Origin of the sequence: Acidovorax sp. A79 (genome assembly GCF_041154505.1) — a bacterium.
Classification (GTDB): domain Bacteria; phylum Pseudomonadota; class Gammaproteobacteria; order Burkholderiales; family Burkholderiaceae_C; genus Acidovorax.
Map to the genome: position 1 here is coordinate 1384675 of NZ_AP028672.1, position 26740 is coordinate 1411414.

Annotated in this window: 26 protein-coding genes; 9 read left to right on the top strand and 17 right to left on the bottom strand. The window is 68.0% G+C overall.

The features are described from left to right. Positions 1 to 25: 25 nt before the first annotated feature. The 5 genes from ACAM51_RS06270 to ACAM51_RS06290 all read right to left on the bottom strand — a co-directional run bounded on the left by ACAM51_RS06270 (position 26) and on the right by ACAM51_RS06290 (position 6036). On the bottom strand, positions 26 to 2059 hold the full coding sequence (locus tag ACAM51_RS06270; RefSeq protein WP_369643020.1) for an acyltransferase family protein: 2034 nt from the start codon (positions 2057 to 2059) through the stop codon (positions 26 to 28). A gap of 182 nt (positions 2060 to 2241) precedes the next feature. Next, complete coding sequence (locus tag ACAM51_RS06275) at positions 2242 to 3741, bottom strand: diguanylate cyclase (RefSeq protein ID WP_369643021.1); 1500 nt, start codon at positions 3739 to 3741, stop codon at positions 2242 to 2244. Positions 3742 to 3923: 182 nt separating this feature from the next. After that, entirely contained in the window at positions 3924 to 4565 is a 642-nt protein-coding gene (locus tag ACAM51_RS06280) for a GNAT family N-acetyltransferase (protein WP_369643022.1), read from the bottom strand. A 16-nt stretch (positions 4566 to 4581) separates the two neighbouring features. Beyond that, positions 4582 to 5010, bottom strand: coding sequence for a TipAS antibiotic-recognition domain-containing protein (locus tag ACAM51_RS06285; protein WP_255591096.1), 429 nt, complete (start codon positions 5008 to 5010; stop codon positions 4582 to 4584). 153 nt (positions 5011 to 5163) lie between these two features. After that, positions 5164 to 6036 (bottom strand): IclR family transcriptional regulator, encoded by an 873-nt coding sequence (locus ACAM51_RS06290; protein ID WP_369643023.1) that lies wholly within the window; start codon positions 6034 to 6036, stop codon positions 5164 to 5166. Between the two features lie 293 nt (positions 6037 to 6329). Between ACAM51_RS06290 and ACAM51_RS06295 the strand changes: the two genes are divergently transcribed. The 8 genes from ACAM51_RS06295 (at position 6330) to ACAM51_RS06330 (ending at position 14378) form a co-directional block, all read left to right on the top strand. Then, positions 6330 to 7424, top strand: a complete 1095-nt coding sequence (locus tag ACAM51_RS06295) for an ABC transporter ATP-binding protein (protein ID WP_369643024.1) — start codon at positions 6330 to 6332, stop codon at positions 7422 to 7424. Beyond that, positions 7421 to 8317, top strand: coding sequence for an ABC transporter permease (locus tag ACAM51_RS06300; RefSeq protein ID WP_218340076.1), 897 nt, complete (start codon positions 7421 to 7423; stop codon positions 8315 to 8317). Before ACAM51_RS06295 ends, ACAM51_RS06300 begins: the two co-directional genes overlap by 4 nt. Before the next feature lie 95 nt (positions 8318 to 8412). Further along, positions 8413 to 9207, top strand: coding sequence for an ABC transporter permease (locus ACAM51_RS06305; protein WP_369643025.1), 795 nt, complete (start codon positions 8413 to 8415; stop codon positions 9205 to 9207). Between the two features lie 15 nt (positions 9208 to 9222). Beyond that, the gene (locus ACAM51_RS06310; RefSeq protein WP_255591094.1) at positions 9223 to 9549 is read left to right on the top strand and encodes a (2Fe-2S)-binding protein; all 327 of its coding nucleotides are present in this window, start codon (positions 9223 to 9225) and stop codon (positions 9547 to 9549) included. Next, a complete protein-coding gene (locus ACAM51_RS06315) occupies positions 9546 to 10952 on the top strand; it encodes an FAD-dependent oxidoreductase (RefSeq protein ID WP_369643026.1) in 1407 nt (468 codons plus the stop codon). The genes ACAM51_RS06310 and ACAM51_RS06315 overlap by 4 nt, the downstream gene beginning before the upstream one ends. Then, positions 10949 to 12130 carry an NAD(P)/FAD-dependent oxidoreductase gene (locus ACAM51_RS06320; RefSeq protein WP_369643027.1) on the top strand — a complete coding sequence of 394 codons (1182 nt, stop codon included), beginning with the start codon at positions 10949 to 10951 and terminating at the stop codon, positions 12128 to 12130. Before ACAM51_RS06315 ends, ACAM51_RS06320 begins: the two co-directional genes overlap by 4 nt. A 46-nt stretch (positions 12131 to 12176) precedes the next feature. Beyond that, entirely contained in the window at positions 12177 to 13250 is a 1074-nt protein-coding gene (locus ACAM51_RS06325) for an ABC transporter substrate-binding protein (RefSeq protein ID WP_218295638.1), read from the top strand. A gap of 153 nt (positions 13251 to 13403) precedes the next feature. Continuing rightward, entirely contained in the window at positions 13404 to 14378 is a 975-nt protein-coding gene (locus ACAM51_RS06330; protein ID WP_369643028.1) for a c-type cytochrome, read from the top strand. Between the two features lie 84 nt (positions 14379 to 14462). Here ACAM51_RS06330 and ACAM51_RS06335 read toward each other — a convergent pair whose 3' ends face one another. The 11 genes from ACAM51_RS06335 to ACAM51_RS06385 form a co-directional block, all read right to left on the bottom strand. Beyond that, positions 14463 to 15206 carry a plastocyanin gene (locus ACAM51_RS06335; RefSeq protein ID WP_369643029.1) on the bottom strand — a complete coding sequence of 248 codons (744 nt, stop codon included), beginning with the start codon at positions 15204 to 15206 and terminating at the stop codon, positions 14463 to 14465. A 4-nt stretch (positions 15207 to 15210) separates the two neighbouring features. Continuing rightward, a complete protein-coding gene (locus ACAM51_RS06340; RefSeq protein ID WP_369643030.1) occupies positions 15211 to 15675 on the bottom strand; it encodes a group 1 truncated hemoglobin in 465 nt (154 codons plus the stop codon). Positions 15676 to 15694: 19 nt separating this feature from the next. Continuing rightward, the gene (locus ACAM51_RS06345) at positions 15695 to 16588 is read right to left on the bottom strand and encodes a DUF3034 family protein (protein ID WP_369643779.1); all 894 of its coding nucleotides are present in this window, start codon (positions 16586 to 16588) and stop codon (positions 15695 to 15697) included. Positions 16589 to 16772: 184 nt separating this feature from the next. Further along, the gene (locus ACAM51_RS06350) at positions 16773 to 17564 is read right to left on the bottom strand and encodes an anti-sigma factor (protein WP_218295642.1); all 792 of its coding nucleotides are present in this window, start codon (positions 17562 to 17564) and stop codon (positions 16773 to 16775) included. Positions 17565 to 17579: 15 nt separating this feature from the next. Beyond that, positions 17580 to 18155 (bottom strand): sigma-70 family RNA polymerase sigma factor, encoded by a 576-nt coding sequence (locus tag ACAM51_RS06355; RefSeq protein WP_218340070.1) that lies wholly within the window; start codon positions 18153 to 18155, stop codon positions 17580 to 17582. 162 nt (positions 18156 to 18317) lie between these two features. Further along, entirely contained in the window at positions 18318 to 19271 is a 954-nt protein-coding gene (locus ACAM51_RS06360; protein ID WP_369643031.1) for an EamA/RhaT family transporter, read from the bottom strand. A 122-nt stretch (positions 19272 to 19393) separates the two neighbouring features. After that, the gene (locus ACAM51_RS06365) at positions 19394 to 20386 is read right to left on the bottom strand and encodes a tripartite tricarboxylate transporter substrate binding protein BugE (protein ID WP_369643032.1); all 993 of its coding nucleotides are present in this window, start codon (positions 20384 to 20386) and stop codon (positions 19394 to 19396) included. Between the two features lie 70 nt (positions 20387 to 20456). Further along, a complete protein-coding gene (locus tag ACAM51_RS06370) occupies positions 20457 to 21323 on the bottom strand; it encodes an SDR family NAD(P)-dependent oxidoreductase (protein ID WP_369643033.1) in 867 nt (288 codons plus the stop codon). A 40-nt stretch (positions 21324 to 21363) separates the two neighbouring features. Then, positions 21364 to 22188: a hypothetical protein gene (locus ACAM51_RS06375; protein ID WP_369643034.1), complete on the bottom strand. Its 825-nt coding sequence runs from the start codon at positions 22186 to 22188 to the stop codon at positions 21364 to 21366. Next, positions 22185 to 22988, bottom strand: coding sequence for a citryl-CoA lyase (locus ACAM51_RS06380; RefSeq protein ID WP_218340067.1), 804 nt, complete (start codon positions 22986 to 22988; stop codon positions 22185 to 22187). The genes ACAM51_RS06375 and ACAM51_RS06380 overlap by 4 nt, the downstream gene beginning before the upstream one ends. Beyond that, positions 22985 to 24511, bottom strand: coding sequence for a class I adenylate-forming enzyme family protein (locus tag ACAM51_RS06385; protein WP_369643035.1), 1527 nt, complete (start codon positions 24509 to 24511; stop codon positions 22985 to 22987). The genes ACAM51_RS06380 and ACAM51_RS06385 overlap by 4 nt, the downstream gene beginning before the upstream one ends. A 136-nt stretch (positions 24512 to 24647) precedes the next feature. On the opposite strand from ACAM51_RS06385, the gene ACAM51_RS06390 reads away from it, so the two are divergent. Further along, the gene (locus ACAM51_RS06390) at positions 24648 to 25391 is read left to right on the top strand and encodes an IclR family transcriptional regulator (protein ID WP_369643036.1); all 744 of its coding nucleotides are present in this window, start codon (positions 24648 to 24650) and stop codon (positions 25389 to 25391) included. A 39-nt stretch (positions 25392 to 25430) separates the two neighbouring features. Here the strand turns inward: ACAM51_RS06390 and ACAM51_RS06395 are convergent, their stop codons facing one another. Next, complete coding sequence (locus tag ACAM51_RS06395; protein WP_369643037.1) at positions 25431 to 26594, bottom strand: L-lactate dehydrogenase; 1164 nt, start codon at positions 26592 to 26594, stop codon at positions 25431 to 25433. Positions 26595 to 26740 lie beyond the last annotated feature (146 nt).

Below are 26740 nucleotides of genomic sequence, written 5' to 3' on the forward strand. Positions count from 1 at the left end.
CACGGACCGGCCTCCGCACAGGCCTTCAGGGCACCAGAATATCCGGCGCCTCCGCCTTGGCCCAGCCCGCAAACTCCTTGGCGACCAACTTGCTGGCAAATTCTGACAGATGAAAATATTCATCCCTGAAAGCAGGCATGACGGGGAGTTTGAACTGGCACCCACGCTCGTTGCAGAAAGTCGAGTTCTGATTGAAGGCCAATATTTTTGGATTTGTCTGCCGGATTTCATCCACCAGCCAATTGAAATACTTCATGATCTTCATGTAATTCTCAGCAGATATTTGGCAATCTCTCTTGGATTCCTTCAATGGCCGCGCATAGCAATTTTTAATATCGTAGTCCATCCTTACATGGGGACTGAAAAGAATGACATTGACGCCGTTCTTTTCAAGAAAATCAACTCTTCTTTGCAGCCTTTTGATGTATCCTTCCTTCATGTTGATGGGAATACCATCGATGATGGCATAGCGAATTGATTTTTCTTTGAGCACGATGTTATTGATGAGCTCCTGCTGCTCAAATTGCCTGTGACCAGAGCAGGGTAGGGTACTCAACTCGCTGACGGGGTCGGACATTTCCACCCAGGCAGGGTCGCAAGCGCCGATGGAAAGTACGGAGTGGTGCTTGAGATCATCGTTCAGAGCCAATCCAGGGTAGAGGTGATTGGCAAAGCTGTTTCCCAGCAGAAGCAGGGTTGGTTTCTCTTGGCTGCTTGCCATGCAAAACCACCACCCGTATTTCTCCACATCCACCAGCGGATATTTGGACAGGCAGGTGTCATTCTTCATGAATTTCCACCCCGGCCCTACGAACTGCGCGTTGATGGAATCCATCTGCACGATACCGCTTCTGGACTTCAAGCCATCCCTGTCATAGATAAAATAACCGGCAAACCCGACGATGAGCATCAGGGTGGTCAACAGGGCTACTTTCCACCCATTGCGGTTCCCACTCCGCACCGGCCGCTCGATGAATCTGTAGGTGAGCCATGCGAGCACGATGGACAGAGCCACTGCGGCCACACGAACATTCCGACTGGGAGTCTCTCCTTCCACGATACGGGCAAAGGAAAGCAGCGGCCAGTGCCAAAGGTACAACGGGAAGCTGATCAAACCAATCCAGACTGCCAACCGGTTCGACAGGATTCTTTTATTGATCCATGCATCCGGGCCGGCGAGAATTATCAGCACGGCCCCCAATATGGGGATAGCTGCCCAGATTCCCGGGAAATCCGTGTTCTTGTTGATCCGCCAGAATCCATAGGCCAGCAGCAGTGAGCCAAGAAACGAACAGAGGTTCGACAGGCTCTTGCCGCAGGATTCACCCTCTTTGAAAAGCGCGGCCAGACGCCACCTGTCCTTCAGCGCATATCGCAGTTTGCCGCCCACTTCCTGCCCATAAAGAGAAAACCATGCCAGGAGACTCCCACATTGAAGCTCCCAGAACCGCGTCTGCGGAGAATAAAAGTTGGCAACGGAATTTTGCCCTGCCCCCTGGAGGTTCAACCCGAAAGAAACTACCGTGCAAGTGGCGGTTACCACCAGCAGATTGCATTTGCACCTATAGGCCAGCCAGAGCAAGAGCGGCCAAATGATGTAGAACTGCTCTTCGATACCCAGGCTCCAGAGATGCAGCAGGATCTTGGTTTCCGCGGAGTTGTCGAAATACCCCGACTCGCGCCACAGCACAAAATTGGAGACAAAACCCACGCCTCCCATGACATGCTTGCCCAGCTGCATATACTCATCCACGAGCAGCGCAAACCAGCCCAAGGCAAGACAGGAAGCCAGAACGAGCAAGAGTGCTGGAAATATGCGCCTTATGCGCCGGGCATAGAACAGCGAAAAACTGAAAAATTCTCCGTCAAGGCTTTTGAAGAGGATCAATGAAATCAGATACCCCGATATAACGAAAAATATATCGACTCCGATGAACCCCCCTTCGAGCCACTCTGGAAAAGCGTGAAAGACAACCACGGAGACAATGGCCACGGCCCTCAGGCCATCAATGTCCAGACGGTATTTCGGGTGGGCGGTTTGGGAGTTTTGCGTTGCCATTTTTATTTATGGGTAATCCGGACAATGCGCGCCAGCGCGCGGCGCTCTCGACACCGTGGTGCGGGCTCACGCACCATCTCGGAACAGCTTCAGCCCTGGAGTATGCCGGTCGGATGCGCAAGAAATTACGGGAGGACCCACGGCAACGGCCCGCGCACTGCTACCCCGGACGGGCTACCCGCCTAGGCTTGCACCCGATTGCGCCCTGACGCCTTGGCCCGGTACAGCCCGCCATCCGCCGCCTCGATCAGTTGCCGCTCGCACCCCTGCGCGTAAGGCCCTGCCATCGTGGCGGCTCCCACGCTCACCGTGACGCAGCCCCACGAGCTGCCGCTGTGCGCGATAGCCAGCGCCTCGATCCGCTCCCGCACGACCTCCGCCACAATGCGCGCCCCCTGAAGATCCGTGCCGGGAAGAATGATCGCCAGTTCTTCCCCGCCGTAGCGCGCCACGAGGTCACCGGGGCGTTTGGCGTACTGCACCAGGCATTTCGACACCGCCTGCAGGCAGGCATCGCCCGCCACATGGCCGTAGGTGTCGTTGAAACCCTTGAAGTAGTCGATATCGATGAGCAGCAGGGACAGCGGCGTCCCCTGCCGGCTCGCGCGGCGGCACTCCATGTTCAGGGTTTCGTCGAAGCAGCGGCGATTGGCCAGGCCCGTGAGCTGGTCTTGCGCGGCCAGCGCCTCCAGCTTCTGGTTCACCCGCATCAGATCCTCGCGCGCAGCCACGAGGGAGGCCTCGGCGCGGGTCCGGCGGCGGATGTCGAGCAGCAGCCGCCAGCCGATGACCGCGATGCCCAGGAGCAAGGCACCGACGACGGCCGCAGTGAGCAGCGCCTGATGCCGCCAGCCGGACAGGGCTTCTTCCTTGCCCACCGCCACGGTGGTGACCACGGGATACCGGTCGCTCTTGCGAAAGGCGTAAAGCCGCTGCGTTCCGTCGATGCCGGACTTGAACGAGGCCGTGCCCGACACGGCGCCGGAGTAGACGCGCTGGAAATTGGCCGATTTGGAGAAGTCGCGGCCCAGGTCCTGCTCGCGGTAGGGATAGCGAACGAGCATCTGCCCGCCCGTGGTCGACAGCCCGATGGCGCCTTGGTCGCCCACGTCGATCTTGCCGAACAGCTCCAGAAAGCTCTTGATGCCCAGGCTCACCACCACCACGCCGCCAAAGCGCCTGTCCTTGTCCTCGAAGCGCTGGCTGATGGTGATGACCCAGTCGCCGGTGGAGCGGCTCCGGATGGCCGGCCCGATGAAGGGCTCGCGCGACGCGCTGTCGCGGTGGTGGGCAAAGAAGGCCCTGTCCGTGCTGTTGGCCTGGGCCGGCAAGCGCCCGGCCGAAGACATGAGCCAGTCGCCGGTGGCGCCATAGATGACGATGCCATTGAGCTGGGTCAGCAAATGTTCCTGCTGGTCGATCAGCCGCTGCAGGCGCTGCATGTGCTGGGGGCCGGTGCCCTCTTCCTCCAGCCGCTCCACGATGCCCAGCAGCAGCATGGCGCTTTGCGTGATGACGCCTTCGGTGTAGGTGTTGAGGGTCTGCGCCAGGTTGAGGTTCTGGGTGTCGATTTCGGCCAGCGAGCGCTCCCGCGCCGACCACATCTGCCAGGCGGTGGCGGCAGACACCGAGAGGTACACAACGGTCAGCAGCAGCACTGCCAGGCGAACATCACGCTTCATCGATTCATTTCCACCCACCAGCACACTCAGCAAACGTCAGGACAGATCGGCGGCCTGGCTGGCCTCTACCCCTCTACGGACCATACTAAGTGATTGGTGGTGGCTTTGCTACTGGGATGAAACCCCACCTTTCAGAAACCCGCCGCGCGGGCGGTGGCGTGCGTGCCTGGGCTTGCGCGCCTTCAGGGGCGCCGCGCGGCCTCGCGCACCATCAGCCAGTACGTGCGGCCAGAGACCGGTTCCACGCACTCCACCGTGCGCGTGAACCCCAGGCGCCGGTAGAACGGCAGGCTGAGCGGGTTGAAGGTTTCCAGAAAGCAGATGGCGCGCGCCAGGTCTGCGCGGGCCAGCGTCAGCCGCAGCAGTCCCTGCGCCAGCCCCTGGCCCTGCGCAGCAGGGCGCACGCCCAGGATGGACAGGTACCACGCACCCCGCAGGTCGCCGGGCACCTGCTCCTCCATGGCGGCGGCGATGCGCACATAGTTGGCGAAACCTGCGGGCCCGAGCAGCCGGGAAAGCCCCTGGGTGCGGCGCTCGCCGTGCAGGGCCTGCGCGCTGGCCGTGGCCTCCTGGGTCAGCCAGAGGGCGGCGCCGTCGGCGCCCGACACATGCACCTCGCCCACGGCGCGGGCCTCGTCCAGGGCCAGCGCGAAGTAGTGGGCCAGCACACGGTGCCGCAGGGCGGGGTCGGCCGCGTGGTCGATGGTGACGGCCTGATAGAACGCATCGTCCCGCAGCGCTTCGGCCAGGGCGCCGCACACGGGAGCAAAGGGTTCCAGTGCGCCGCTCGCGGGTGGCTGCGCCGGCGTGGCATGGGGTTGCATGGGCCTCCAGGGAGCGCTATTGCAGGTTCTGCAGCGCGTAGACGAACGCGGCGTCGCCCAGGAACTCCACCATGCGCGGGTGGTAGGCATTGTGAAACGCCTTCATGTCGGCATTGTCGGCATAGAACAGCACGGTGCCCACATAAGCGTCGCGCGATGGCACGTAAAAACGCGCGACGATGGAAAAGTGCTTTTCCATCAGGGCCTGGATGGCCTCGGATTCAGGGGCGTGCGCATCGATCAGCGGTGCCAGCTCCTGGTAGAACGCAGTGAAGTCGGCATGCACCTGGGGCTTGTCCACGTGCGCCCAGTCGTTGGTGGCCGCCAGGGATTGCTCCTGCTCAGCCCGCTGCGCGGCGCGGCATTGGTCGAGGTATTCGGGGGTGGTCTGCTGCAGGCCCATGGTGTTCGTTTTTTTCTTGTCTTGAAGAGGCGGGTCGGTCAACACGGCGTGCATCGCCGGCACGCAAACCGCCAGGGGGAGCGCGGACTATAGCGGGGCGGACTGCCACCACGCTGTTCAGCGCATTTTTCTGCGGCCACGCGGATGGCGGCCGGGACTTGCCGAGCGCGGGCCGCGCGCCGCCAGGCCAGCAACTCAGCCCAGGGGGTCGGATGCGCTCGCCCGGTCCGCGCCGGGCACCACCCGCTGCGCTGGCGGCGAACCCGCCAGGCTTTGTGCAGGCCGGCGCAGGGTGGCGTCAAAGGGGTTGATCCGGGGCCCGATGGCAGCGGCCTCGCGCTTGAGCAGCTCCACCACCGTGGGCATGCGGTCGGCGTTCAGGCGGTCGGCGATGGTGCCCACGCTCAGCGCCGCCACGGCGCGGCCTTCGCGGTCACAGATGGGCACGGCCACACCGGCCATGCCTTCGAGCAGGCCGGTGTTGCGGCCCGCGTAGCCCTGCTGGCGCACGCGCTCGATCTCGGTGCGCAAATACACCTCGTCGTACACGCCGTACTCGCGCACGCGCGACAGGTTGAAGCGGATGACCTCTTCGCGCTCGGCCTCGGGCAGGAAGGCCAGGATGGCCAGGGCGCCCTGCCCCACCCCCAGCGCCACGCGGCCACCGATGTCGCCGGTGAACGAACGGATCGGGAAGGGCCCCTCGCTGCGGTCCAGGCAGATGGCGTCGAAGCCGCTGCGCGCCAGCAAAAAGATGCTGTCACCCAGGCTGCCGCACAGCCGCAGCAGCGCCGGGCGGCACAGGCTGCGCAGGTCGCCCGGGTTGCCGGCGCGGGCCGCCAGCGCGAAGAAGTCCATGCTGAGGCGGTAGAGCTTGCTGCGCTCGTCCTGCTCGACCATGCCTTCTGCCACCAGCGATTGCAGCAAACGGTGCGTGGTGCCCTGCGTGAGACCGATGGCACGCGCCAATTGGGTGACCCGGCCGCCCTCGGCCTGCACGGCCACCAGGGCGCGGATGAGGGCAAAGACCCGGGGTACGCCGCCCGTGCCTGCGGTTGCTGCTTCCATGCATCGCTCCTGCGGAATAGATGGGCTTCATTCTACCCATCACATTCCAACTATCGGAATAATTTAAAGAAAAATTCTGATTAATGGAATACCCGGTGCGATCTGGTTCGGTTGTTGCAATAGAGTGAACTGAAAACGCCAAGGCTCTCCATCCTGAACAGCCCCATGCACCACGGCGGTGCAGCAGTGGCAAGCCCCTTGTTCAGCAGAGGCAGCCCGGCACAAAGACATCCATGCGCGCGCCGCTCGGAGCACGCGCATGGCAGGAAACCGGAATCCGAAGAAAGGCCCCCATGTCCTTCCTGAAGCTCAGTGATGTGACCAAGTTCTACGGCAGCACCTGCGCGGTGCAGTCCATGAACCTCACGGTGGAAAAAGGCGAATTCGTCTCCCTGCTCGGCCCCTCGGGCTGCGGCAAGACCACTACCTTGCAGATGGTGGCGGGCTTCGAGGCGGTCAGCAGCGGCCGCATCCAGCTGGACGGGCGCGACATCACCCACGCCAAGGCCAACACGCGCGGGCTGGGCATCGTGTTCCAGAGCTATGCGCTTTTTCCGCACATGACGGTGGCCGACAACGTGAGCTTTGGCCTGGAGATGCGCAAGGTGCCCAAGGCCGAGCGCAAGGACCGCGTGGCCCAGGCCCTGGGCCTCGTGCACCTGGAGGCGCACGCCACGCGCTACCCCCGCGAACTGTCGGGCGGCCAGCGCCAGCGCGTGGCCCTGGCGCGCGCACTGGTCATCGAGCCCCCCGTGCTGCTGCTGGACGAGCCCCTGTCCAACCTGGACGCCAAGCTGCGCGAGGAGATGCAGTTCGAGCTGCGCCAGATCCAGCGCAAGGTGGGCACCACCACGGTGATGGTCACGCACGACCAGAGCGAGGCCATGTCCATCAGCGACCGCGTGGTGGTGATGGAGGCCGGCCGCGCCACGCAGATCGACCACCCGCACCGCGTGTACGAACACCCGCGCACCCGCTTCATCTCCACCTTCGTCGGCAAGGCCAACCTGGTGCCCGGCAAGGTGACGTCAGCCAACAACACGCACACCCACGTGGGCACAGGGCCCATCGAGGTGCGGGTGGACGGCGCGCAGTTTCGCCCCGGCGCGGCCGTGCTGCTGAGCGTGCGGCCCGAAAAGCTGCAGCTGGTGCCTGCGGTGCAGGGCCGCATCGGCGGCGAGGTGCGCGAACGCTTCTTTCTGGGCAGCCAGTGGCTGTACCGCGTGGGCACCCCCCTGGGCGACCTGATGGTGCTGGTGCCCAACGACGGCCGCAACGCGCTGGACGAAGGCGACCGCACCGGCCTGGACTGGCCCGACCACTGCATGCGCCTGCTGCCCGCCGATGAAGCCGCAACGGCAGGCGCCGAGGCCGAGGCCACGCCATGACAGCCGCCCCATCGACCCTGTCCGCAGCGCCCCACCCGCTGCTGGGCAAGAAGGCCATGCCCTGGTGGCTGTCCGGCCCGGCGCTGCTGCTGTTCACCGTGCTGCTGCTGGTGCCATTGGCGCTCACAGCGGTGCTGTCGTTCAACGCGTTCGACCCGGCCACGGGGGTGAAGGCGGGCGAGTTCACGCTGGAGCACTACCGCCATGTGTTTGCCGATTCGTACTACCACGCGATCTTCTGGCGCACGTTCTGGATCGCCGGGCTGGTCACGCTGATCTGCGTGGCCATCGGCGCGCCCGAGGCCTATGTGCTCAGCCGCATGCGCAACCCGTGGCGCTCCATCCTGCTGCTGGTGGTGCTGGCGCCCTTGCTGGTGTCGGTGGTGGTGCGGGCCTTTGGCTGGAGCATGCTGCTCGGCCCCGAGGGGCTGGTGAACGCGGCCTTCGGCCTGGTGGGCATCGGCCCGGTGAAGATGCTCTACACCGAGATCGCCGTGGTGGTGGCGCTGGTGCACGTGATGCTGCCCTTCATGGTGATCCCCGTGTGGACATCGCTGCAGAAGCTGGACCCGGGCGTGGAGAACGCCGCGCTGTCGCTGCGGGCCTCGCCCTTCACCACGCTGCGGCGCATCGTGCTGCCGCAGGTGCTGCCGGGCATTCTGTCGGGCAGCCTGATCGTGTTCGGCCTGGCCGCCAGCTCGTTCGCCATTCCCGGCCTGCTGGGCGGGCGGCGGCTGAAGATGGTGGCCACGGTGGTGTACGACGAGTACCTGCACGAGCTGAACTGGCCGCTGGGCGCCGCCATTGCGCTGACCTTGCTGGTGGCCAATCTGGTGGTGATGCTGAGCTACAACCGCCTGGTTGAAGGCCGGTACAAAAAATCTCTCGGGTAAGTATGACCACCCCCACGCTCCATCACTTCGTGTATTCGCTGCCCCCCAAGGGGGCGCAGGCCTCCCTTGGGGCGGCCCGGCGGGAGTCCTGATCCATGCAAAAAAACGGCCCCATCGCCCTCGCGTTCAACGCGCTCGTCATCACCTTCATGCTGGCCCCGCTGCTGGTGGTGTGCATCGTCGCCTTCACGCCGCACAACACGCTCACGCTGCCCACCACCGAGTTCTCGCTGCGCTGGTTCAAGGCGGTGTTCGACCACCCGGACTTCATGCAGTCGTTCTGGAACAGCCTGTGGCTGGCCCTGGCGTCGGCCACGCTGGCGACAGTGCTGGCAGTGCCCGCGGGCATTGCGATCACGCGCTACGACTTTCCCGGGCGCGGCTTTCTCAATGGGCTGTTTTTGTCGCCATTGATCATTCCGCACCTGGTGCTGGGCGTGGCCCTGCTGCGCCTGTTCGCGCTGATCGGCGGCACGGGCAGCTTTGGCTGGCTGGTGGTGGCGCACGCGCTCATCGTCACGCCGTACACGCTGCGCCTGGTGGTGGCGGCGCTGGTGGGGTTCGACCGCAGCGCGGAGCATGCAGCCCTGTCGCTGGGCGCCAGCCAGGCCACGGTGTTCACGCGCATCACGCTGCCCATGATTTTGCCGGGCGTGACGGGCGGGTGGATGCTGGCCTTCATCAACAGCTTTGACGAAGTGACCATGTCGATCTTCGTCACCTCGCCCAGCACGGTGACGCTGCCGGTGCGCATGTACATGTACGCCACCGAATCCATCGACCCGCTGATGGCGGCCGTGTCGGCGCTGATGGTGGCCGTGACGGCGTGCGCCATGGTGCTGCTGGACCGTGTCTATGGACTGGACCGCGTCCTCGTGGGCCGGAAGTAGATGAGCACCGAAAACATGAGTTCCAGCCCTGCCTTGCTGCACCGCGTGGCCGAGAAGAGCCGTGCGCCCGTGCACTTCACCATCAACGGCCAATCCGCCACCGCTCTTCAGGGCGATACGGTGCTGACGGCCATCCTCACGCAGCATGCGCAACTGCGCCGCAACGAGTTCAGCCACGAGCCGCGCGCAGGCTTCTGTTTGATGGGTGCCTGCCAGGACTGCTGGGTGCTGACCGACAGCGGCGAGCGCCTGCGCGCCTGCAGCACCTTCGTCACCCCCGGCATGGCGCTGCGCACCGAACCCGCCGACGCGGCCACCTTTGCCAGCGGGGGCCAGCCATGACGACGAAGCCTGCTTTGCAACCCGTGATCGTGGGTGCAGGCCCCGCCGGCATCCGCGCCGCGCAGACGCTGGCGGCGCACGGCGTGCGCCCTGTGCTGATCGACGAAGCCGCGCGCGGCGGCGGGCAGATCTACCGCCGCCCGCCTGCCCACTTCAAGCGCACCCCCGCCACGCTGTACGGCACCGAGGCCGCGCGTGCCACCGCATTGCACGGCACGCTGGACGGCCTGCACGCACAGATCGACTACCAGCCCGACAGCCTGGTGTGGAACGCACAGGGCGGCCTGCTGGATGTGTTGCACGGCCCCACGCAGACCACGCGCACCGTGCCCTACGGCCAGCTCATCGTGGCCAGCGGCGCCACCGACCGCGTGCTGCCCGTGCCGGGCTGGACGCTGCCGGGTGTCTACACGCTGGGCGGCGCGCAGGTGGCGCTCAAGTTCCAGGGCTGCGCCATCGGCAGCCGTGTGGTGCTGATGGGCACGGGCCCGCTGCTGTACCTGGTGGCCTACCAGTACGCCAAGGCCGGCGCCATGGTCGCTGCGGTGCTCGACACCGCGCGCTTTGCCGACCAGCTGGCCGCCGTGCCCGCCATGCTCACGCAGCCTGCGGTGTTCGCCAAGGGCGTGTACTACGTGGGCTGGCTGCGCGCGCACGGCGTGCCCATCCACAGCGGCATCCGCCCCGTGCGCGTGCTGGGCGACGGCCGCGTGGCGGGCGTGGTGTGGGCCGATGGTGCCGGGCGCGAACACACGCTCAGCTGCGACGCCGTGGGTTTTGGCTACGCGCTGCGCTCCGAAACACAGCTGGCCGACCTGCTGGGCTGCCGCTTTGCCTGGGCACCGATGCACCGCGCCCACCTACCCGAGCGCGATGCCGCGGGCCGCAGCAGCGTGCGAGGCGTGTACCTGGCGGGCGACGGCGCGGGCATCCTGGGCGCCGACGCGGCCGAGTGGGCCGGCGAGCTGGCCGCGCTGGCGCTGCTGCAGGACCACGGGACGGCCGTGGATGCGGCGCGCATGCAGGCGCTGCAGGGGCAGCTTCACCGCCTGATGCGGTTTCGCCAGGGGCTGGAACGCGCCTTTCCCTTCCCCACCGACTGGGCCGCGCACGCGCCCGACGCGCTGGTGGTGTGCCGCTGCGAGAACATCACGGCCGGCGATCTGCGCGCCTGCGTGCGCGAGACCGGTGCCGATGAAATGAACCGCCTGAAGGCGCTCACCCGCGTGGGCATGGGCCGCTGCCAGGGCCGCAGCTGTGGCGTGGCAGCGGCCGAGATCCTGGCGCAGGCCACCGGCCAGCCCGTGGAGCGGGTGGGCCGGCTGCGCGGGCAGGCGCCGATCAAACCGGTACCGATCCACCTGCAGGCACGGCAGGCCACGGACGCGGGAGCCAGCGCATGAGCAGCAGCACGCCTCGAACCATCAAGACCGACGTCGCCATCGTGGGCGGCGGCATCGTGGGTGCATCGGCCGCGCTGGCCCTGCGCCGCCAGGGCGTGGACGTGGTGCTGCTGGAGCGCGACCTGTGCGGCTCGCGCTCGAGCGGCGTGAACTACGGCGGCGTGCGCCGCCAGGGGCGGCCGTTGAGCCAGTTGCCGCTCGCGCAGCGCGCGCACGAGATCTGGGCGCGGCTGCCCGCGCTCATCGGCACCGACGGCGAGTACCAGCGCACCGGGCACTTCAAGATCGCGCGCAGCGAGGCGGACATGGCCGCGCTGGAGCACTACGCCCACCTGAGCCGGGACTTCGACCTGGGCATCGAGCTGATCAGCGGCGAGCGCCTGCGGGCGCAGTGCCCCTGGCTGGGCGGCAAGGCGGTGGGCGGCTCGCTGTGCGTGGACGATGGGCAGGCCAACCCGCGCCTGGTGTCGCCCGCGTTCGCGCTGGCAGCCCAACGCGCCGGCGCGCAGATCTTCGAGCGCTCGCCGCTCACACGCATCGAACACGACGGCCGGCAGTTGTTCACGCTGCACTCGGGCACGGCACTGGAGGTCAGTGCCCCGGTGGTGCTCAACTGCGCGGGTGCCTGGGCCGGTGCGATGGCGGAGCAGTTTGGCGAACCGGTGCCGCTGCGCTCCGGCCACCCCGCGATGATGGTCACCGAGCCCCTGCCCTATTTCATGCAATGGAGCCTGGGCGTGGAAGGCGGCGGCATCTACTGCCGCCAGGTGGCGCGCGGCAACCTGGTGCTGGGCGGCGGGTCGGGCTTCTGGCTCGACGGCGACCGCGCGCGCTCGGAGCGCAGCGCCATCGCGTCGCTCACCGTGCAGGCGGTCGAGCTGCTGCCCGCGCTGAAACACGCGCACTTCATCCGCACCTGGAGCGGCACCGAGGGCTACCTGCCCGACCGCCAGCCCGTGCTGTGCAAGAGCCGCACCACGCCCGGCCTGATCCACGGCTTCGGCTTTGCGGGCGCGGGCTTTCAGATCGGCCCCGCCGTGGGCGAAGTGCTGGCCGAACTGGCGCGCGACGGGCACACCAGCACGCCGATCGACGCGTTTTCCCTGGCTCGCTTTGACACGCCGCCAGCGCCCGCCGCGGGCGCCACGCCCACAACAACCACAGCGCAGGCCCACTGAGCCCGCCGACCTCTCCCCACCCCCTCCCACCCGAAAGGCAATCACCATGAACTTCGCTTTCCGCCCGAACGTTTCCCTGCGCCGCGGCCTGCTGGCTGCGGCCGCTGCCACGGCCCTGGCCGCCAGCGGCGCAGCCGTGGCACAGACCCCCAAGACGCTGTACATCGGCATGAACGGCGGCACCATGGAGAAGGCGTACACCCAGTACGTGTTCCCGGCGTTCGAGAAGCTGCACGGCGTGAAGGTCGTGGTGGTGCCGGGCACGTCCTCGGACATATTGGCCAAGGCCCAGGCCAACAAGGACAAGCCGCAGATGCACGTGATGTTCCTAGATGACGGCATCATGGTGCGCGCCATGGGCATGGGCCTGTGCGAGAAGCAGCGCCCCAACCCGCACCTGAACGACATCTACCCGGCCGCCCGCTTCAAGGACGACCTGGCCAGCGGCGTGAGCCTGGGCATGACCGGCATCGCCTACAACACCAAGATGTTCACCGAAAAGGGCTGGGCTGCGCCCACCTCGTGGATGGACTTTGCGGACCCCAAGTACAAGGGCAAGGTGGTGTTCCAGTCCATGCCGTCGTCGTCGTTCGGGCTGCACGGCTTCCTGATGTTCAACCGCATCCAGGGCGGCAACGACAAGAACGTGGAACCGGGCTTCAACAACTGGGCCAAGACCATCGGCCCCAATGTGCTCGAATACATCCCGAGCTCGGCCAAGATCTCCGAGATGGTGCAGACCGGCGAGGCCGCGCTGTTCCCGCTCACGCCCACGGCCGTGGCCGCGCTCAAGTCCAAGGGCATTCCCGTGGAATACGCACAGCCCAAGGAGGGCTCGGTGGTGCTGATGACCGGCCAGTGCGTGATCGCCAGGAACAGCGAGCCCGAGCTGGCGCAGAAGCTGGCCGAGTTCCTGCTGAGCCCGCTGGCGCAGGCCAACGTGCTGCAGTTCGGCGCGCAGATCCCCACCAACCCCAAGGCCCCGGCCGTGGGCGAAGGCGCGGCGCAAGTGGCGCAGATCAGCCAGTGGATGAAGAACGCCGTGACGCTGGACTGGGACAGCGTGAACGCCAACCGCCCGGCCTGGAACACGCGCTGGAACAAGACCATCGAGCGCTGAACCTTCGCGGCCCCCCACACCGGCGGGCCGTTTGTGACAAATGTCACCGGCCCCGCCACGCCTTGCGGCGGCGGGTGGCACAAACCGCTTCTTCGAATTCAGAATCCGGCGCCTGGACACGCCAATCATTCATTCGAAGAAGAGGGACCCCCCATGAAACGCTGGATCAAATGGACCGCCGGCGGCGCGCTGCTGCTGAGCGCCATCGTTGCCGCCACGGCGGCCAGCGGCCTGTATCTGGCCGAGCAAAAGCGCAACCGCTACATCGACATCAAGCCCCGGCCCGTGGCCTACACCACCGATGCGCAGACCATCGAGCGCGGGCGCTACCTGTATGCATCGCGCGGCTGCACCGACTGCCACGGCGCGCAGGGCACGGGCCGCGAATTCGTCAACGACGGCAAGGGCACGCGCATCATCGGGCCCAACATCACGCCCGCCGGCGTGGTGGCGCGCTACCAGCCCGAGGACTGGAACAGCGTGATCCGCCATGGCGTGAAGCCCAACGGCCGCCCCGTGCTGGTGATGCCCAGCGAGGACTACAACCGCTTCACCAACGACGACCTGAATGCCCTGGTGTCGTATGTGCGCCAGCTCAAGCCCCAGGAGGGCACGCAGGCGGTGGTGGAGCTGCCCCGCCCCGCCTGGGTGCTGTACGGCCTGGGCGCCATCCCCGACGCGGCGGCGCGCATCGACCACCAGCTCGCTCCGTCACGCCCCGTGCCAGCCGGCGTGACACTGGCCAACGGCCAGTACGTGGCCAACATGTGCATCGGCTGCCACGGCGCCACGCTGGAGGGCGGCAAGATTCCGGGCGGACCGCCCGACTGGCCCGCTGCCGCCGACATCCGCCCCGGCGCCGACAGCGCCCTGGCGCGCTACCCCACGGCGGCGAGCTTCGTCGCCATGCTGCGCACCGGCAAACGGCCGGACGGCACGCCCATCCAGGTCATGCCGTTCGAGTCGCTGGGCCAGCTCAGCGATGTGGATGCACAGGCGCTCTACCTGTACCTCAATGCCCCCGCCGGGAGCGTGAAGGTGGACAACGTGGGCGCGCCGGCCGCGGGCAACAAGAGCAGCGCCAACACCATTCCCTCGGGACCGGGCGGCCTGAAGCTGCCGGGCTGAGGAAGCGAAGGGCCGGCACGGCCCACGGGGCGCCGGCCTGCCCGCTGGCCCGCCATCCGGTGGACCACCCGCCGTGGTGGCGGGTCAGCTGCCGGGGTGCAGGTGGGCGCCGCCCGCGGGCGCCTGGCTGTACGAACCCATGGGGCCTCCCGGGGGCGCGGCGGGCGGGGCGCGGCGCACGCGCGGCACCACGCTGAGCTGCACGGTGTCGAGCACCGGGCCGGGCGCCACGTTCAGGGCCTTGCGCGGCAGGTCCACCAGCTGCTCCGCATGCCATACGCGGACCTGGGCGGCACCTTCGGGCACGGCGGGAAAGCGGGCAATGCCGTCGCCGTCGGTCTTGAGGGCCCAGGCCGAATCGGTCACGAACACATGGCCGCGCATGGAGCCGTGCAGATGGCAGCCCAGCAGCACCACGCCGGGCGTGTCGAGCTTCACGTCGGCGAAGTTGGAGGGCTTGCCATCGGTCTTGCCCGCCAGGCGCAGCTCGAAGCCGGGGTTGGTGCCGCCCGGCGCCGCGGCGGCCGCGACCGTGGCGGGGTTGCCGCGCACATGGTGGTCCCACCGGTCCTGGTTGGTGAAGCGCACGGTGGTGCCGGGGGCCACCACCGTCAAGGCGGGCACGAAGCGCATCTTCTCCTGTTCGATGGTGGGGCTGGCCTGCAGCAGGCTCGGGGGCGTGCCGGCCGTGGCGCCGGGGTACACCACCACCACCGCATCGGGCACGGGCCGGCCCTCGCGGTCCAGCACCTGGATTTGAACATTTCCGGCGCTAGCGCTTACCCATAAAGCGCTGATAGCTATCAAAATAATAGTATTTTTCATCATGGCGTCAGTGGATGGTGATCACGTCCCGGTGCATGGGTGCGAGCAGGGCCAGCAACCGGTTTTGCTGGGCGAAGGGTATGCCCTGGGCATCCATGGCGCTTTGCAGCACCTCCACGAGGGCATGGAAGTGGCCCTTGTGGATGTCCATGTCGGCATGGGCCGATTTCATGTCAGCGCCTTCATATTTGCAAGGCCCCCCGCTGAGCTGGCAGACCTGGTCGGTCAGGCTTTCCTTGAGGGCCTGGGGCTTCGCCTCCTTGAAGTGGCCGCCGATGCGCGGGTCTCTCACGACACGGTCCACGAAGTCGTCCATGAGGCGGGTGATGCCGGGCTTTTCGCCCAGCGCCTGGTACAGGCCCGCGGGCGCCGCCGGGGAGGTGGCCGGGGCAGGCTGCGACAGGGCAGCTGGAGCCCACAGGCAGGCGGCGGCCAGGGCCAGGGCAGAGAAGGTGTTGCGTTTGATCATCATGGGGGTCTCCGAAGCGGGCTCAGAAAGCGACCTGGGCCGACAGGTAGTAGCCCGTCTGGCGGCGGTTGTTGGTGATGCCCGGCACGATGCGCCCCAGGTCCACATACGCCAGCGTGAGCGACACGTTCTTGGTGGGTGCCCAGGCGATGAAGATGTCCTTCCAGTCGTCCTCGCGCAGCGCGGCGCCCAGGCCGGCCGCCGCCCCCAGCGCCTGCAGGTTGTTGGGCTTGAAGCGGTACTCGGCGCCGACCGCCAGGTTCTTGCTCAGCAGGTAGGCCATCGAGAACTCGGGCTGCAGGCTGCGGCTGTTCCTGCCCGGCGCGGCCGAGCCAAAGCCCAGCAGGCCGTTCTGGTTGGCATTGGTGTAGCGCAGGGTGCCGTTGACGAGCAGGCTCTGCGCCAGCAGCAGCTTGGTGGCGCTCACATACACATCGGTGCCGCTGGTTCTTGTACCGAGGAAGTCGAGCACCGACCGGATGGAGCCCGCGTGCGTCCGCTTGTGCTCCAGGCCCACGGCGATCTGCGGCATGAGGCTGTCGGCATCCAGCACGGCATCGCCCGCCACCTTCACCTTGATGCCCACCACATCCATCCGGATGTGCTGGCCGGGCGCCACGCCAAAGGGCGCGATGCCGTTGAGCGCCAGCGCAGGCGAGGCATCAAGATCCTGCCGGGCCAGCGACAGCTCCACCCGGTCGTGCAGGCCCAGCGCCACGCCATAGCCCGTGAGGCCGTAGTCCTGCGTGGCCGCTCGCGTGGCGTAGCCGCTGAAGCCGGTCTCGCCCGCCGTGGCGTTCGTGCCGATCACGGCCCAGGGCGTGAGCCCGCCGCCGGCCGACCCGCCGATGCTGCTGACGCCGCCGGTGAGCAGCAGCTTGCCCGTCCCGGCCTGGGCCAGCCCGGCGGCGCCCATCGCCAGTGCCGCGAGCAGCGTGCAGTGAAGCCTGTATTCCATCGTGATCTCTCCCAAAGGGCGGTGTCGCGGTTGTAAGTGGATGTTGCTCCCAACTTACGAACCCCGGCACCCGGTGGATTCAAAAACGACAGATAAATTTTTTTTGACGGGCGCCTGCGCCAGCCCTCCACCCCGGCGCCCCTTACAGCATGCGCTCGATCAGCGCGCCCTTGAACAGCACCGGCCCGGTAGGTCCGGTCGCGCTGGGCACGCCACCCTTGGGCTCCAGGCTGATCGCCAGGGCTGGCACCTGCTTCACATCGGCCTCGCCCGCCACCAGGGTGAGCAGCCTGTCCTGCCCCAGCACCCCCAGCGAACGCGGCCCGCCCGAGGGCGGCAGCGCCCACAGCTGGAGCGACTTGTCGGCCCCTTCCTGGAAGCCGCCCACGCGCTGCAGCACCAGCTGGTTGTTCCTGGGGTCGAAGGTGACCAGCATCGACGCGGCCTCCTTGTCGTCGGACAGCACGGCCACGTACTGGATCTGCGGCGCGGCCTGCAGTTGCTGCTGCAGCGTGGCAATCTGCCGGCCCGACGTGGCCTTGAGCGCGCCGTGCACCTGCACGCCGATCGCCACCGCCGCCACGGTGGCCAGCGCGCCGGCGGCGGCCGCGCCGCGCCACACCAAGAGGCTGTGCCACCAGCCGCCGCCCGGCACCCGGTCCGCGGGCCGATGGGCGGCCTGCAGGGCCCGCGCGGCCTTGTCCGCCTCGACCAGGTTGTGGATGCGGGTCCAGACATGCGAGGACGGCTCGGCCAGTTCCTGCAGTTCGGTCAGGCCGGACCAGCGGCCTTGCCACACCAGCGCGGCAGCCCGCACGGGGGCCTGCTCGCGGGCCAGGGTTTCGAAGCGGCGGCGCGCGCCGCCCCGCAGCGTGCCCAGCGCATAGCTGGCCGCCAGGCGGTCCAGCAGTTCGGGGTGTCGGGAAAGGTTCATGGGGAGGTTCCTGGCTCAGGCATAGCGTGCCATGCAGGCGCGCAGCTGTTCCAGCCCGCGCCGGATCCAGGTCTTGACGGTGCCCAGCGGCAGCTTGAGCTGCTCGGCCAGCTCGCCGTGGCTCAGGTCGCGCAGGTAGGCCAGGCTCACCACCTCGCGCTGCCGCGTCTCCAGCTTGCCCAGGCATTGGTGCAACGCGAAGGCCTGCTCGCTCGCCTCGGTGGCGTCCATGGGGTTGGCGCCCTCGCCCGGCAGCGTTTCCGCCAGGGCATCGTCCAGTTCGTTCATGAGGTCCGCGCGGTCGCTGGTGCGCTTGCGCAGCGCATCGAGCGCGCGGCTGCGCACGATGAGCCCCAGCCACGCCATGGGCGGGCTGAGCGATGCACGGTAGCTGGCGGCCGACCGCCAGATGGTCAGGAACGACTCCTGCAGCACGTCCTCGGCCGCATCACGGTTGCGCACCACGCGCAGCGCCAGGCCAAAAAGCCGCGACGAGGTGCTCTCGTACAGGCTTTTCAGCGCGGTGTCGTCCTGCGCGGCGATGCGGTCGAGGAGGTCCATCAGTTCACGGTCTGTGTGGAGGGTGCTCATGCGCCCATTCTCTGGGATTGGTCTCTGTTCACGGTGCAATGGGATCTTCTGTGGGTGAATACGCCACAGCGGGCGCTTTGGATTCATCGCCCGGCCCGAAGAGTGCAGCGCGCGGCGGCCGCGTTCAAGCCGCCCCGGGCGGCGCTGCTGCGGCTGCGACCGCTACCACTGCGCGCAGACCCCCACGAGCCCCGCCACCACCAGCGCCAGCCCCACGCCCTCGGTGCGCGTCAGGCTCTCGCGGAACACGCGGCGCGAGACGAGGTAGCTGAAAAGCACCTCCACCAGGCCCAGCGTGCGCACGTCGGACGCGGGCCGCATGGCGTAGGCCGTGAACCACGCGATGGACGCGACCGCGCCCATCGATCCCGCCACCACCGACATGCGCCAGGCCCGCGCGATGGCGCCCGCCACGCCGGGCTGGCGTGCCAGCAGCCAGCCGCCCAGCACCACCGACTGCAGCAGCTGCGCCCAGAACACGCCCCAGGCACCGGCCACCCAGGGCGCCACGCCCGCATTGGCCTCTGCCAGCGCCAGCGACGCACCGCGAAATCCCACGCTGGCCAGCGCGAAGCAGGCGCCCGATGCCAGCCCGTAGACCACGAGCCGGCCGCTGCCCTGGCCGTCCACGGCCCCTGGCCCCGCGCGCAGCGCGCGCCAGCCGCCGCCCGGCGGCAGCGACAGCAGCACCACGCCCACCGTGGCCGCCGCCATGGCGCCCAGCGCCAGCGGGCCCGGCAGTTCGTGCAGCAGCACGGCCGAGAACAGGGCCACCTGCAGCACCTCGGTCTTGGAATACGCCACGGCGAGCACGAAGTTGCGCTCCTTCATCGCCAGCAGCAGGAAGGCCGTGGCCCCCACCTGCGTGAGCGCGCCCATGGCAAGCCACGCGGCATACATCCCGTTGAACTGAGGAATGCCGCCCGCCCCTGCCCAGGTCAGCCCCGCCACCCAGGCCGTGGCCAGCGGCAGGCCGTACAGAAAGCGCACCAGCGTGGCCGCCAGCGTGCCCAGCCCGGCGGTGAGCGAGCGCTGCGCCGCGTTGCGCGCGGTCTGGGCCAATGCGGCCCACAGCGTCAGCGGTATCCACGCCCAGGCGATCCAGGAAAGAGTCATGCAGGGGTTATAGCGGCCCCATGGCGCGCCGCCCGACGCCAATGGGCAATGCGGCCATGCAGGGGCGCGAGGGCGCGGTGCGCCCCCACGTCAGCGGCCCGGTCAGTCAGACGGCCAGACGGTCAGTCCGCCGTGATGTGGCTGGTCTCGGCCACCTTCTTCCACTTCACGATGTCGTCGGCAATGATCTTGGCGAAGGCCGCGGGCGTGTCCTCGACCGTGATGGCACCGGCGGCGGCGAACTTCTCCTGCACCATCGGCGTGCGCAGCGCACGCACGATGGCGCCATGCAGCTTCTCCAGCACATCGGCGGGCAGGCCGGCGGGCGCCAGCACGCCGTTCCAGAAGCCTTCGTTGGCGCTCTTGAGGCCCAGCTCCGCGAAGGTGGGCACCTCGGGCAATTCCTTCAGGCGCCGGGGCGTGGCCAGGGCCATGGGCACCAGGTTGCCGGCCTTGATATGCGGCATCGACGAGGCCAGCGTGTCGTAGATCATCTCGACCTGGCCGCCGATCACGTCGTTGAGCGCCGGGCCCGTGCCGCGGTACGGCACATGCACCACGCGCAGGCCGCTGAGCGACTTGTAGTACTCCATCGCCATGTGGGTGGCGCCGCCGTTGCCCGAGGAGGCATACGAATACTTGCCGGGCGACTGGCCCACGAGCTTGGCGAACTCCGCATAGTTCTTGGTGGGGAAGCTCTTGTTGATGGCCAGCACCCCGGGCACCGACAGGATGCGCGTGATGGGCGTGAAGCTCTTGAGCGCATCGAAGCTCAGGTTCTTGTACACCGCCGAATTCGTGCCGTTGGTGCTGGTGGTGCCCAGCAGCAGCGTGTAGCCGTCGGCCTTGGATTCGGCCACGAAGCGCGCGCCCACCGAGCCGCCCGCGCCCGCCTTGTTCTCCACGATCACCGGCTGGCCCAGTTCCTTGGACAAGGCGTCGGCCAGCACGCGGCCACTGATGTCCGACGTGCCGCCCGGCGGAAACGGCACCACCAGCTTGACGGGTTTGTCAGGGAAGGCGCCCTGCGCGGCGGCGGGCAGCGCCGCCGCGGCCCCCAGCAGTGCCAGTGCGATGCCAGCGGCCGTGCGGCGGTTCATTCGGTGCTTGTTCATGGGTGTTGTCTCCTGCGAATGTGGGAATGAAAGAATCAATGGAACTTTGAAACGCTGGAACGTGAAGGGCCTACTTGCCCGTGCAGCCCTTGCCGCCATCCACCGGAATGCACACGCCCGTCACGTAGCGCGCCTCGTCGCTCGCCAGGAACAGCGCCGTGTAGGCCACGTCCCAGGCCTGACCCATGCGGCCCATGGGGCTGGCGGCGTTGCGCGTGCGCAGCATGTCTTCGGTGCTGGCGAACTGGCCGGCGATCTGCTGGTGGATGAGCGGTGTGTCGATCACGCCCGGCAGCACCGCGTTGGCGCGGATGCCCTGGGCCGCGTACTGCACGGCCAGCGCCCGCGTGAAGTGGTTGAGCCCGGCCTTGGCCGCGTAGTACGGCATGTACGGGTAGCTGTTGATCTGCTGCGAGGCCAGCGACGAGATGTTGACGATGGCGCCGCGCCCCTGCGCCAGCATCACCGGCACCACGTGCTTGCAGGTGAGGAACACGCCGGTCAGGTTGGTGTCGATCACCTGCTGCCAGGTGGCTTCGTCCATGTCGATCACGCTGCCCATGCGCGTGATGCCCACGTTGTTGTGCAGGATGTCGATGGCGCCAAAGCGCGCGTGCACGCGCCGCGCCACCTCGGCCACGGCGGCGGAGTCCGTGACGTCGGCGGCATAGGCCTCGGCGTCGAAGCCCTCGGCGTACAGCTGGGCACGGGTTTCCTCGGCCGCCTCGCGGCGGATGTCCACCACCGCCACGCGCGCGCCTTCGCGGGCGTAGACCATGGCGGCGGCCTTGCCGTTGCCCCAGCCGGGGCCAGCCGAACCGCCACCGAACACCAGCGCCACCTTGCCCGCCACACGGCCCCGGCCGGGCAGCGCATCGAGCGGCGGGAAGTACGCGGCCGACGTTGCCGGGCTGCTTGCATGTGCTGTGGTCGCCATGAATGTCTCTTTCTTTGTGGGTTGTGCCGGGCCTTCAGCCTCAGTGCACGGCCGCCATGAGTTCGGCCCAGTCGCGTGCGCCCTGCCCCTCGCGCGCCCCCAGGGCGTAGGCCGCCTGGTTCACGCGGCTGATCACGCCGGTCTCCCATGCGGACCGCGCGTCGCCAATGCGCGCGCTGCTGGCAGCCACCGTGGCAGCCGGGATGCCCCGCGCATCGAGCGCCGGCAGGCGCGAGACGCCCGCGCCGTCGCAGCCGATGCCCGCATCGTTGTAGAGCGCGGCGAACACGGGCAGCTTGATGGCGGTCTCGAACCGGCCACCCAGCAAGCCGCCGTGCGAGGCGGTGATCACCACGCAGTCGCGGTCCTCCTCGGCCACCAGCGAGGCCGAGTCGATGAGCACGACGGTGCGGTGCCCATGCAGTCCCGGCAGCACCTTGCGCGCCTCGCCGGGCGAGGGTCCCGGGTCCACGGCCTGCAGGTCCGCAGCGGCCATGCACTGCGCGGCCTGCAGGGCGGGCATGCCCACGCGCACGCCCAGCTGCACGGCACGCGCGTTGGCGTACGAGACCAGGCCGCGCCGCGCGCAGTCGGCCCCGTCGCCGATGCGCGCCGAGCGGTGGTGGAGGGCGGCGCACGGCACGCCCAGGCTGTTGGCATGGTCCAGGCCCGCGATGCCCGCGCGCTCCAGCCCCACGCCCGCATCACACACCACCAGGCCGGCCACGCCCTCCTGCAGCGCCAGGTGCACCGCGAACACGCCGCCATGCGAGGCGGCGATGGCCACGCGGCCCCGCACGTCCTGCCCCATGCGGGTGACCGAATCGCAGACCAGGATGTCGCGCGAAGGGGTGGTGCCGGTCATTCGCCGCTCCGGTCCTTGTTGTGGCCCTCGCCCGTGCCGCGGTAGGGCACCTCGTGGTCCACCAGGTCCCACACGAAACGGGCGGACGGAATGCGCTGCTCTTCCGCGATGTGCGCCACCAGCCCCGCCGCGCGCGAGATGACGGCAAAGCCGCGCATCATCGCCGGGGGCACGCCCAGCTCGCCCAGCAGCGTGCCCACCGCGCCCGTGGCGTTGATGGTGATGTGCTTGCCGAAGGCGCCATCCACCTCGCGCGAGAGGACCTCGATGGCCTGCAGGTAGCGCCCCTCGAAGCGCGGATGCTCGCGGCCGATGGCCAGCAGCCTGGCGGCGCGTGGGTCGTCCGGCTTGTGCATGTGCTGGCCGAAGCCGGGGATGGGCTTGCGCTCGGCGCGGTGGCGCTGCACCGTGGCGCGCGCCGCGGCCTCCACGCCTTCGGGCGCATCGATGATCTGGCGCAGCAGGATGGCCGAATTTTCCACCGTGCCCACGAACTGGCTGCCCACGGCCAGCAGGCCCGCGGCCACGCCGCTCTGGATGTTCTCGGGCGAGCTCATGTAGACCATGCGCGTGGCGATGGCGCTCGGCGTGAGGCCGTGTTCCATGATGGCGATGAGCGCGGCGTCGAGCACGCGCAGGTCGTCTGCGTCAGGCCGGCGGTTGAGGATCTGCGAGAACAGCACGTCGGTGAAGCCGCGCTGGCCCAGCACGTCCTCGGCCAGGTTGTCGCCCCGGTAGTGGATCGACGTTGCCGAGTGCGTGCACAGCTCGGTGTAGGGGCGTTCCACGGGCTTGTTCATGCGGGCTGCTCCTGGCGCACCAGGCGCGTGATGTCGGCCTTGAGTGTGACCTTGTGCACCTTGCCGGCCACGCTGCGCGGCAGGTCGGCGTAGAAGTGCACGGCCTTGGGGGTCTTCACGGAGCCTAGGTGCTCCTTGGCGAAGGCGATGAGCTCCTGCGCGCTCACCTGCGCGCCGGGCTTGAGCTGCACGGCCGCGTGCACGGCCTCGCCCCACTTGTCGTCCTCGATGCCGAACACGGCGGACTCGTGCACGGCCGGGTGCTGGTCGAGCACGCTCTCCACATCGATGGGGTAGACGTTGAAGCCGCCGGTGATGACCACCTCGCGCAGCCGGTCCTTGAGGAACAGGTAGCCGCGCTCGTCCACGTAGCCCCGGTCGCCCGTGTGCAGCCAGCCGTCCACGATGGTCTCGGCGGTCTTCTCCGGCATCTTCCAGTAGCCGTTCATGATGAGGTCGCCGCGCACCACGATCTCGCCCGCCTCGCCCGTGGGCAGCAGGGCGCCTTCCGGGCTCATGATGGCCATATCGGTCACCAGGCCCTGGCGGCCCACGGAGCGCCAGTTGGCCTCGTCGGCGAAGTCTTCGGCGCGCATCACGCTGACCACCTGCGGCGCCTCGGTCTGGCCGTAGGTGGTCTCCAGCACGGGGCCGAAGCATTCGCGCACCACGCGGATCTTCTCGGGCGGCATGGGCGCGCCGCCGTAGATCAGGTGCCTGAGGCGGGGCAGCCGAAGGCGCTCGCCATGCGCCTCGGCCACCAGCATGTACAGCAGCGTGGGCGGCATGAAGGTGGTGGTGATGCCATCCTCGCGGAAGCTGCGCAGCAGCTCGGCCGGCTTGTTGCTGGCGGGCAGCACGTGGCAGCCGCCCTGCGCCAGGATGGGCAGCAGGTAGGTGGAGGTGCCGTGCGTGACGGGCGCCGAGATGAGGTAGCGGTCGTCCGCGCCGAAGCCGAACGCCTGGATCTGGTTGACCAGCGTGGCCACCCACGCGCGGTAGGGCTGCATCACCCCCTTGGGCACGCCCGTGGAGCCGCCCGTGAACTTGATGGCCTGGGCCTCGTCGCGCGAGCGGTCGTGCGGCCGGGGCCGCTGGCCCGCGTGCGCAGCCTCGGCGGCCTGCAGCGTGGCGCGGGCTTCACCGCCCTCGCCCAGCGCCAGCACGGCCTTCACGCCGGCCAGGTCGAGCGTGCCCAGGTGCGCGGGCTCGGCCACCACGATGGTGGGTTCGGTGAACGCGATGATGCGGTTGAGCTCCGCCGCCGGGTTGCGCCAGTTCAGCGGCACCCACACCTTGCCCGCCGCCAGCACGGCCAGCAGCGCCACGACGTGGTCCACGGTGTTGCCGGCGCAGATGCCGACGCGCGAGCCGGGTTCGGCGTCCAACTGCTGCAGCGCGCAGGCGGCGGCGTCCACGCGCGCGGCCAGCGCGGCATAGGTCAGCACCTGGCCGCCGCCGGCCAGGGCTTCCCGCTGCGGATACATCCGGGCAGCGCGGTAGAAGAAATCGATGGGGTACATGCAAATATTCCGCAATACGGACTTTTATTGTTGAATCGTCGTCAGTGAAATAAATTTCTCATTGAATTATTCCTTTGCACGGCCGGACGCCAAAGCAAATAAGTCCACAATATGGATTTACAGTGAATTTGATGACATGACCACCGTTCAAAGCCTGGACCGGGCCATCGGGCTGCTGCGGCTGATTTCCTCCGAGCACAAGTCCGGCGCCCGCCTGTCCACGCTGGTGGCGGCCAGCGGCCTGGCGCAGCCCACGGTGCACCGGCTGCTCAAGCAACTGGTCGAAGGCGGGCTGGTGATGCAGGACGCCCGGCGCCGCTACCGGCTGGGCCACTTCGCCTACGAACTCGGGCTGGTGGCGTCCACCCACTTCAATTTGCGCGACCAGTGCGCGCCCTTCCTCGCACGCATCAGCGCCGAGACGGGGGACACCGCCTTCCTGGTGGTGCGCAGCGGGGCGGATTCGTTCTGCCTGGACCGCCAGTCCGGCAGCTTTCCGATCCAGGTGCTGACCGTGGAAGTGGGCAAGCGCCGGCCCCTGGGCATTGGCGGCGGGGGGTTGGCGCTGCTGAGCTTCATGCCGCAGGACGAACTGCCCGAGGTGCTCGGCCGCATCGAGCCGCACCTGGCCACCTACGGGGGCCTCACGCGGCAGATCCTGCTGGACCTGATGGAAACCGCCCGTGCGCGGGGCTACGCCAGCATCACCAACTACGCCGTGGCGGGCGTGACCAGCATTGGCGTGCCCATCCGGGACCGGGGCGGCATGGTGGTCGGCGCCATCAGCGTGAGCGCCATGACGGCGCGCATGCAGCCGCGCGAGGACTTCGTGGTGCAGACCCTGCAGCGGGAGATCGCGGCGCTGCAGAAGACGCTGTAGGTCCTGCGCACCGGCCGGCCGCGGTTGCACGGGCCACGGTTAGGCGGGGTAGGTGCCCGGCAGCAGGATGGACTGGTCCACCGTGTTGATGTTGGTGTGGCCGCAGAAGGCCATGGTGATGTCCAGCTCCTTCTGGATGATCTGCAGCGCGCGGGTCACCCCCGCCTCGCCGAAGGCACCCAGGCCGTAGAGGAAACTGCGCCCGATCAGCGTGCCCTGGGCGCCCAGCGCACGCGCCTTGAGCACGTCCTGCCCGCTGCGGATGCCGCCGTCCATCCACACCTCGATGTCCTTGCCGGCAGCGGCCGCGATGCCGGGCAGCGCGGCGATGGACGATGGCGCGCCGTCCAGCTGGCGGCCGCCGTGGTTGCTGACGATGAGCGCATCGGCGCCGCTGTCGACCGCTAGGCGGGCGTCCTCCGCGTCCATGATGCCCTTGAGGATCAGCTTGCCGCCCCAGCGCTTCTTGATCCACTCGACATCGCCCCAGTTGAGCTGCGGGTCGAACTGCTCGGCCGTCCAGGACGAGAGCGAGGACAGATCGCCCACGCCCTTGGCATGGCCCACGATGTTGCCGAACGAGCGGCGCGGGGTGCCCAGCATGCCCAGGCACCAGCGCGGCTTGGTCGCCAGGTTGATGAGGTTGGCGAGCGTGGGCTTGGGCGGCGCCGACAGTCCGTTCTTGATGTCCTTGTGGCGCTGGCCCAGGATCTGCAGGTCCAGCGTGAGCTGCAGCGCCGAGCAGTTGGCGGCCTTGGCGCGGTCGATCAGGCGCTCGATGAAGTCGCGGTCGCGCATCACATACACCTGGAACCAGAACGGGTGGCGCCCCGTGTGCTCGGCGATGTCCTCGAGGGAGCAGATGCTCATGGTCGAGAGCGTGAACGGGATGCCGAACGCCTTGGCCGCCTTCGCGCCCAGGATCTCGCCGTCGGCATGCTGCATGCCCGTGAGGCCCGTGGGCGCGATGGCCACGGGCATGGCCACGTCCTGCCCCACCATGGTGGTGCGCGTGCTGCGGCCTTCCATGTTCACGGCCACGCGCTGGCGCAGCTTGATGCGCTGGAAGTCGCTTTCGTTGGCGCGGTAGGTGCCCTCGGTGTACGAGCCTGAATCGGCGTAGTCATAGAACATGCGCGGCACGCGCCGCTGGGCGATGACACGCAGGTCTTCGATGCAGGTGATTTTGGACAAGTCAGGCACGCGGACGCTCCAGAAGGGGTTGCACAGGGGACGGTAAGAACTGCGCGGATGGTAGGCACTTGCGCGCTGGCGGGCCATCAAAATTATTTGCGCGGGGCTGCAACAAATTTCCAAGGCGGGCCGGGGCGGGCCCGCGCAAGCCCCAG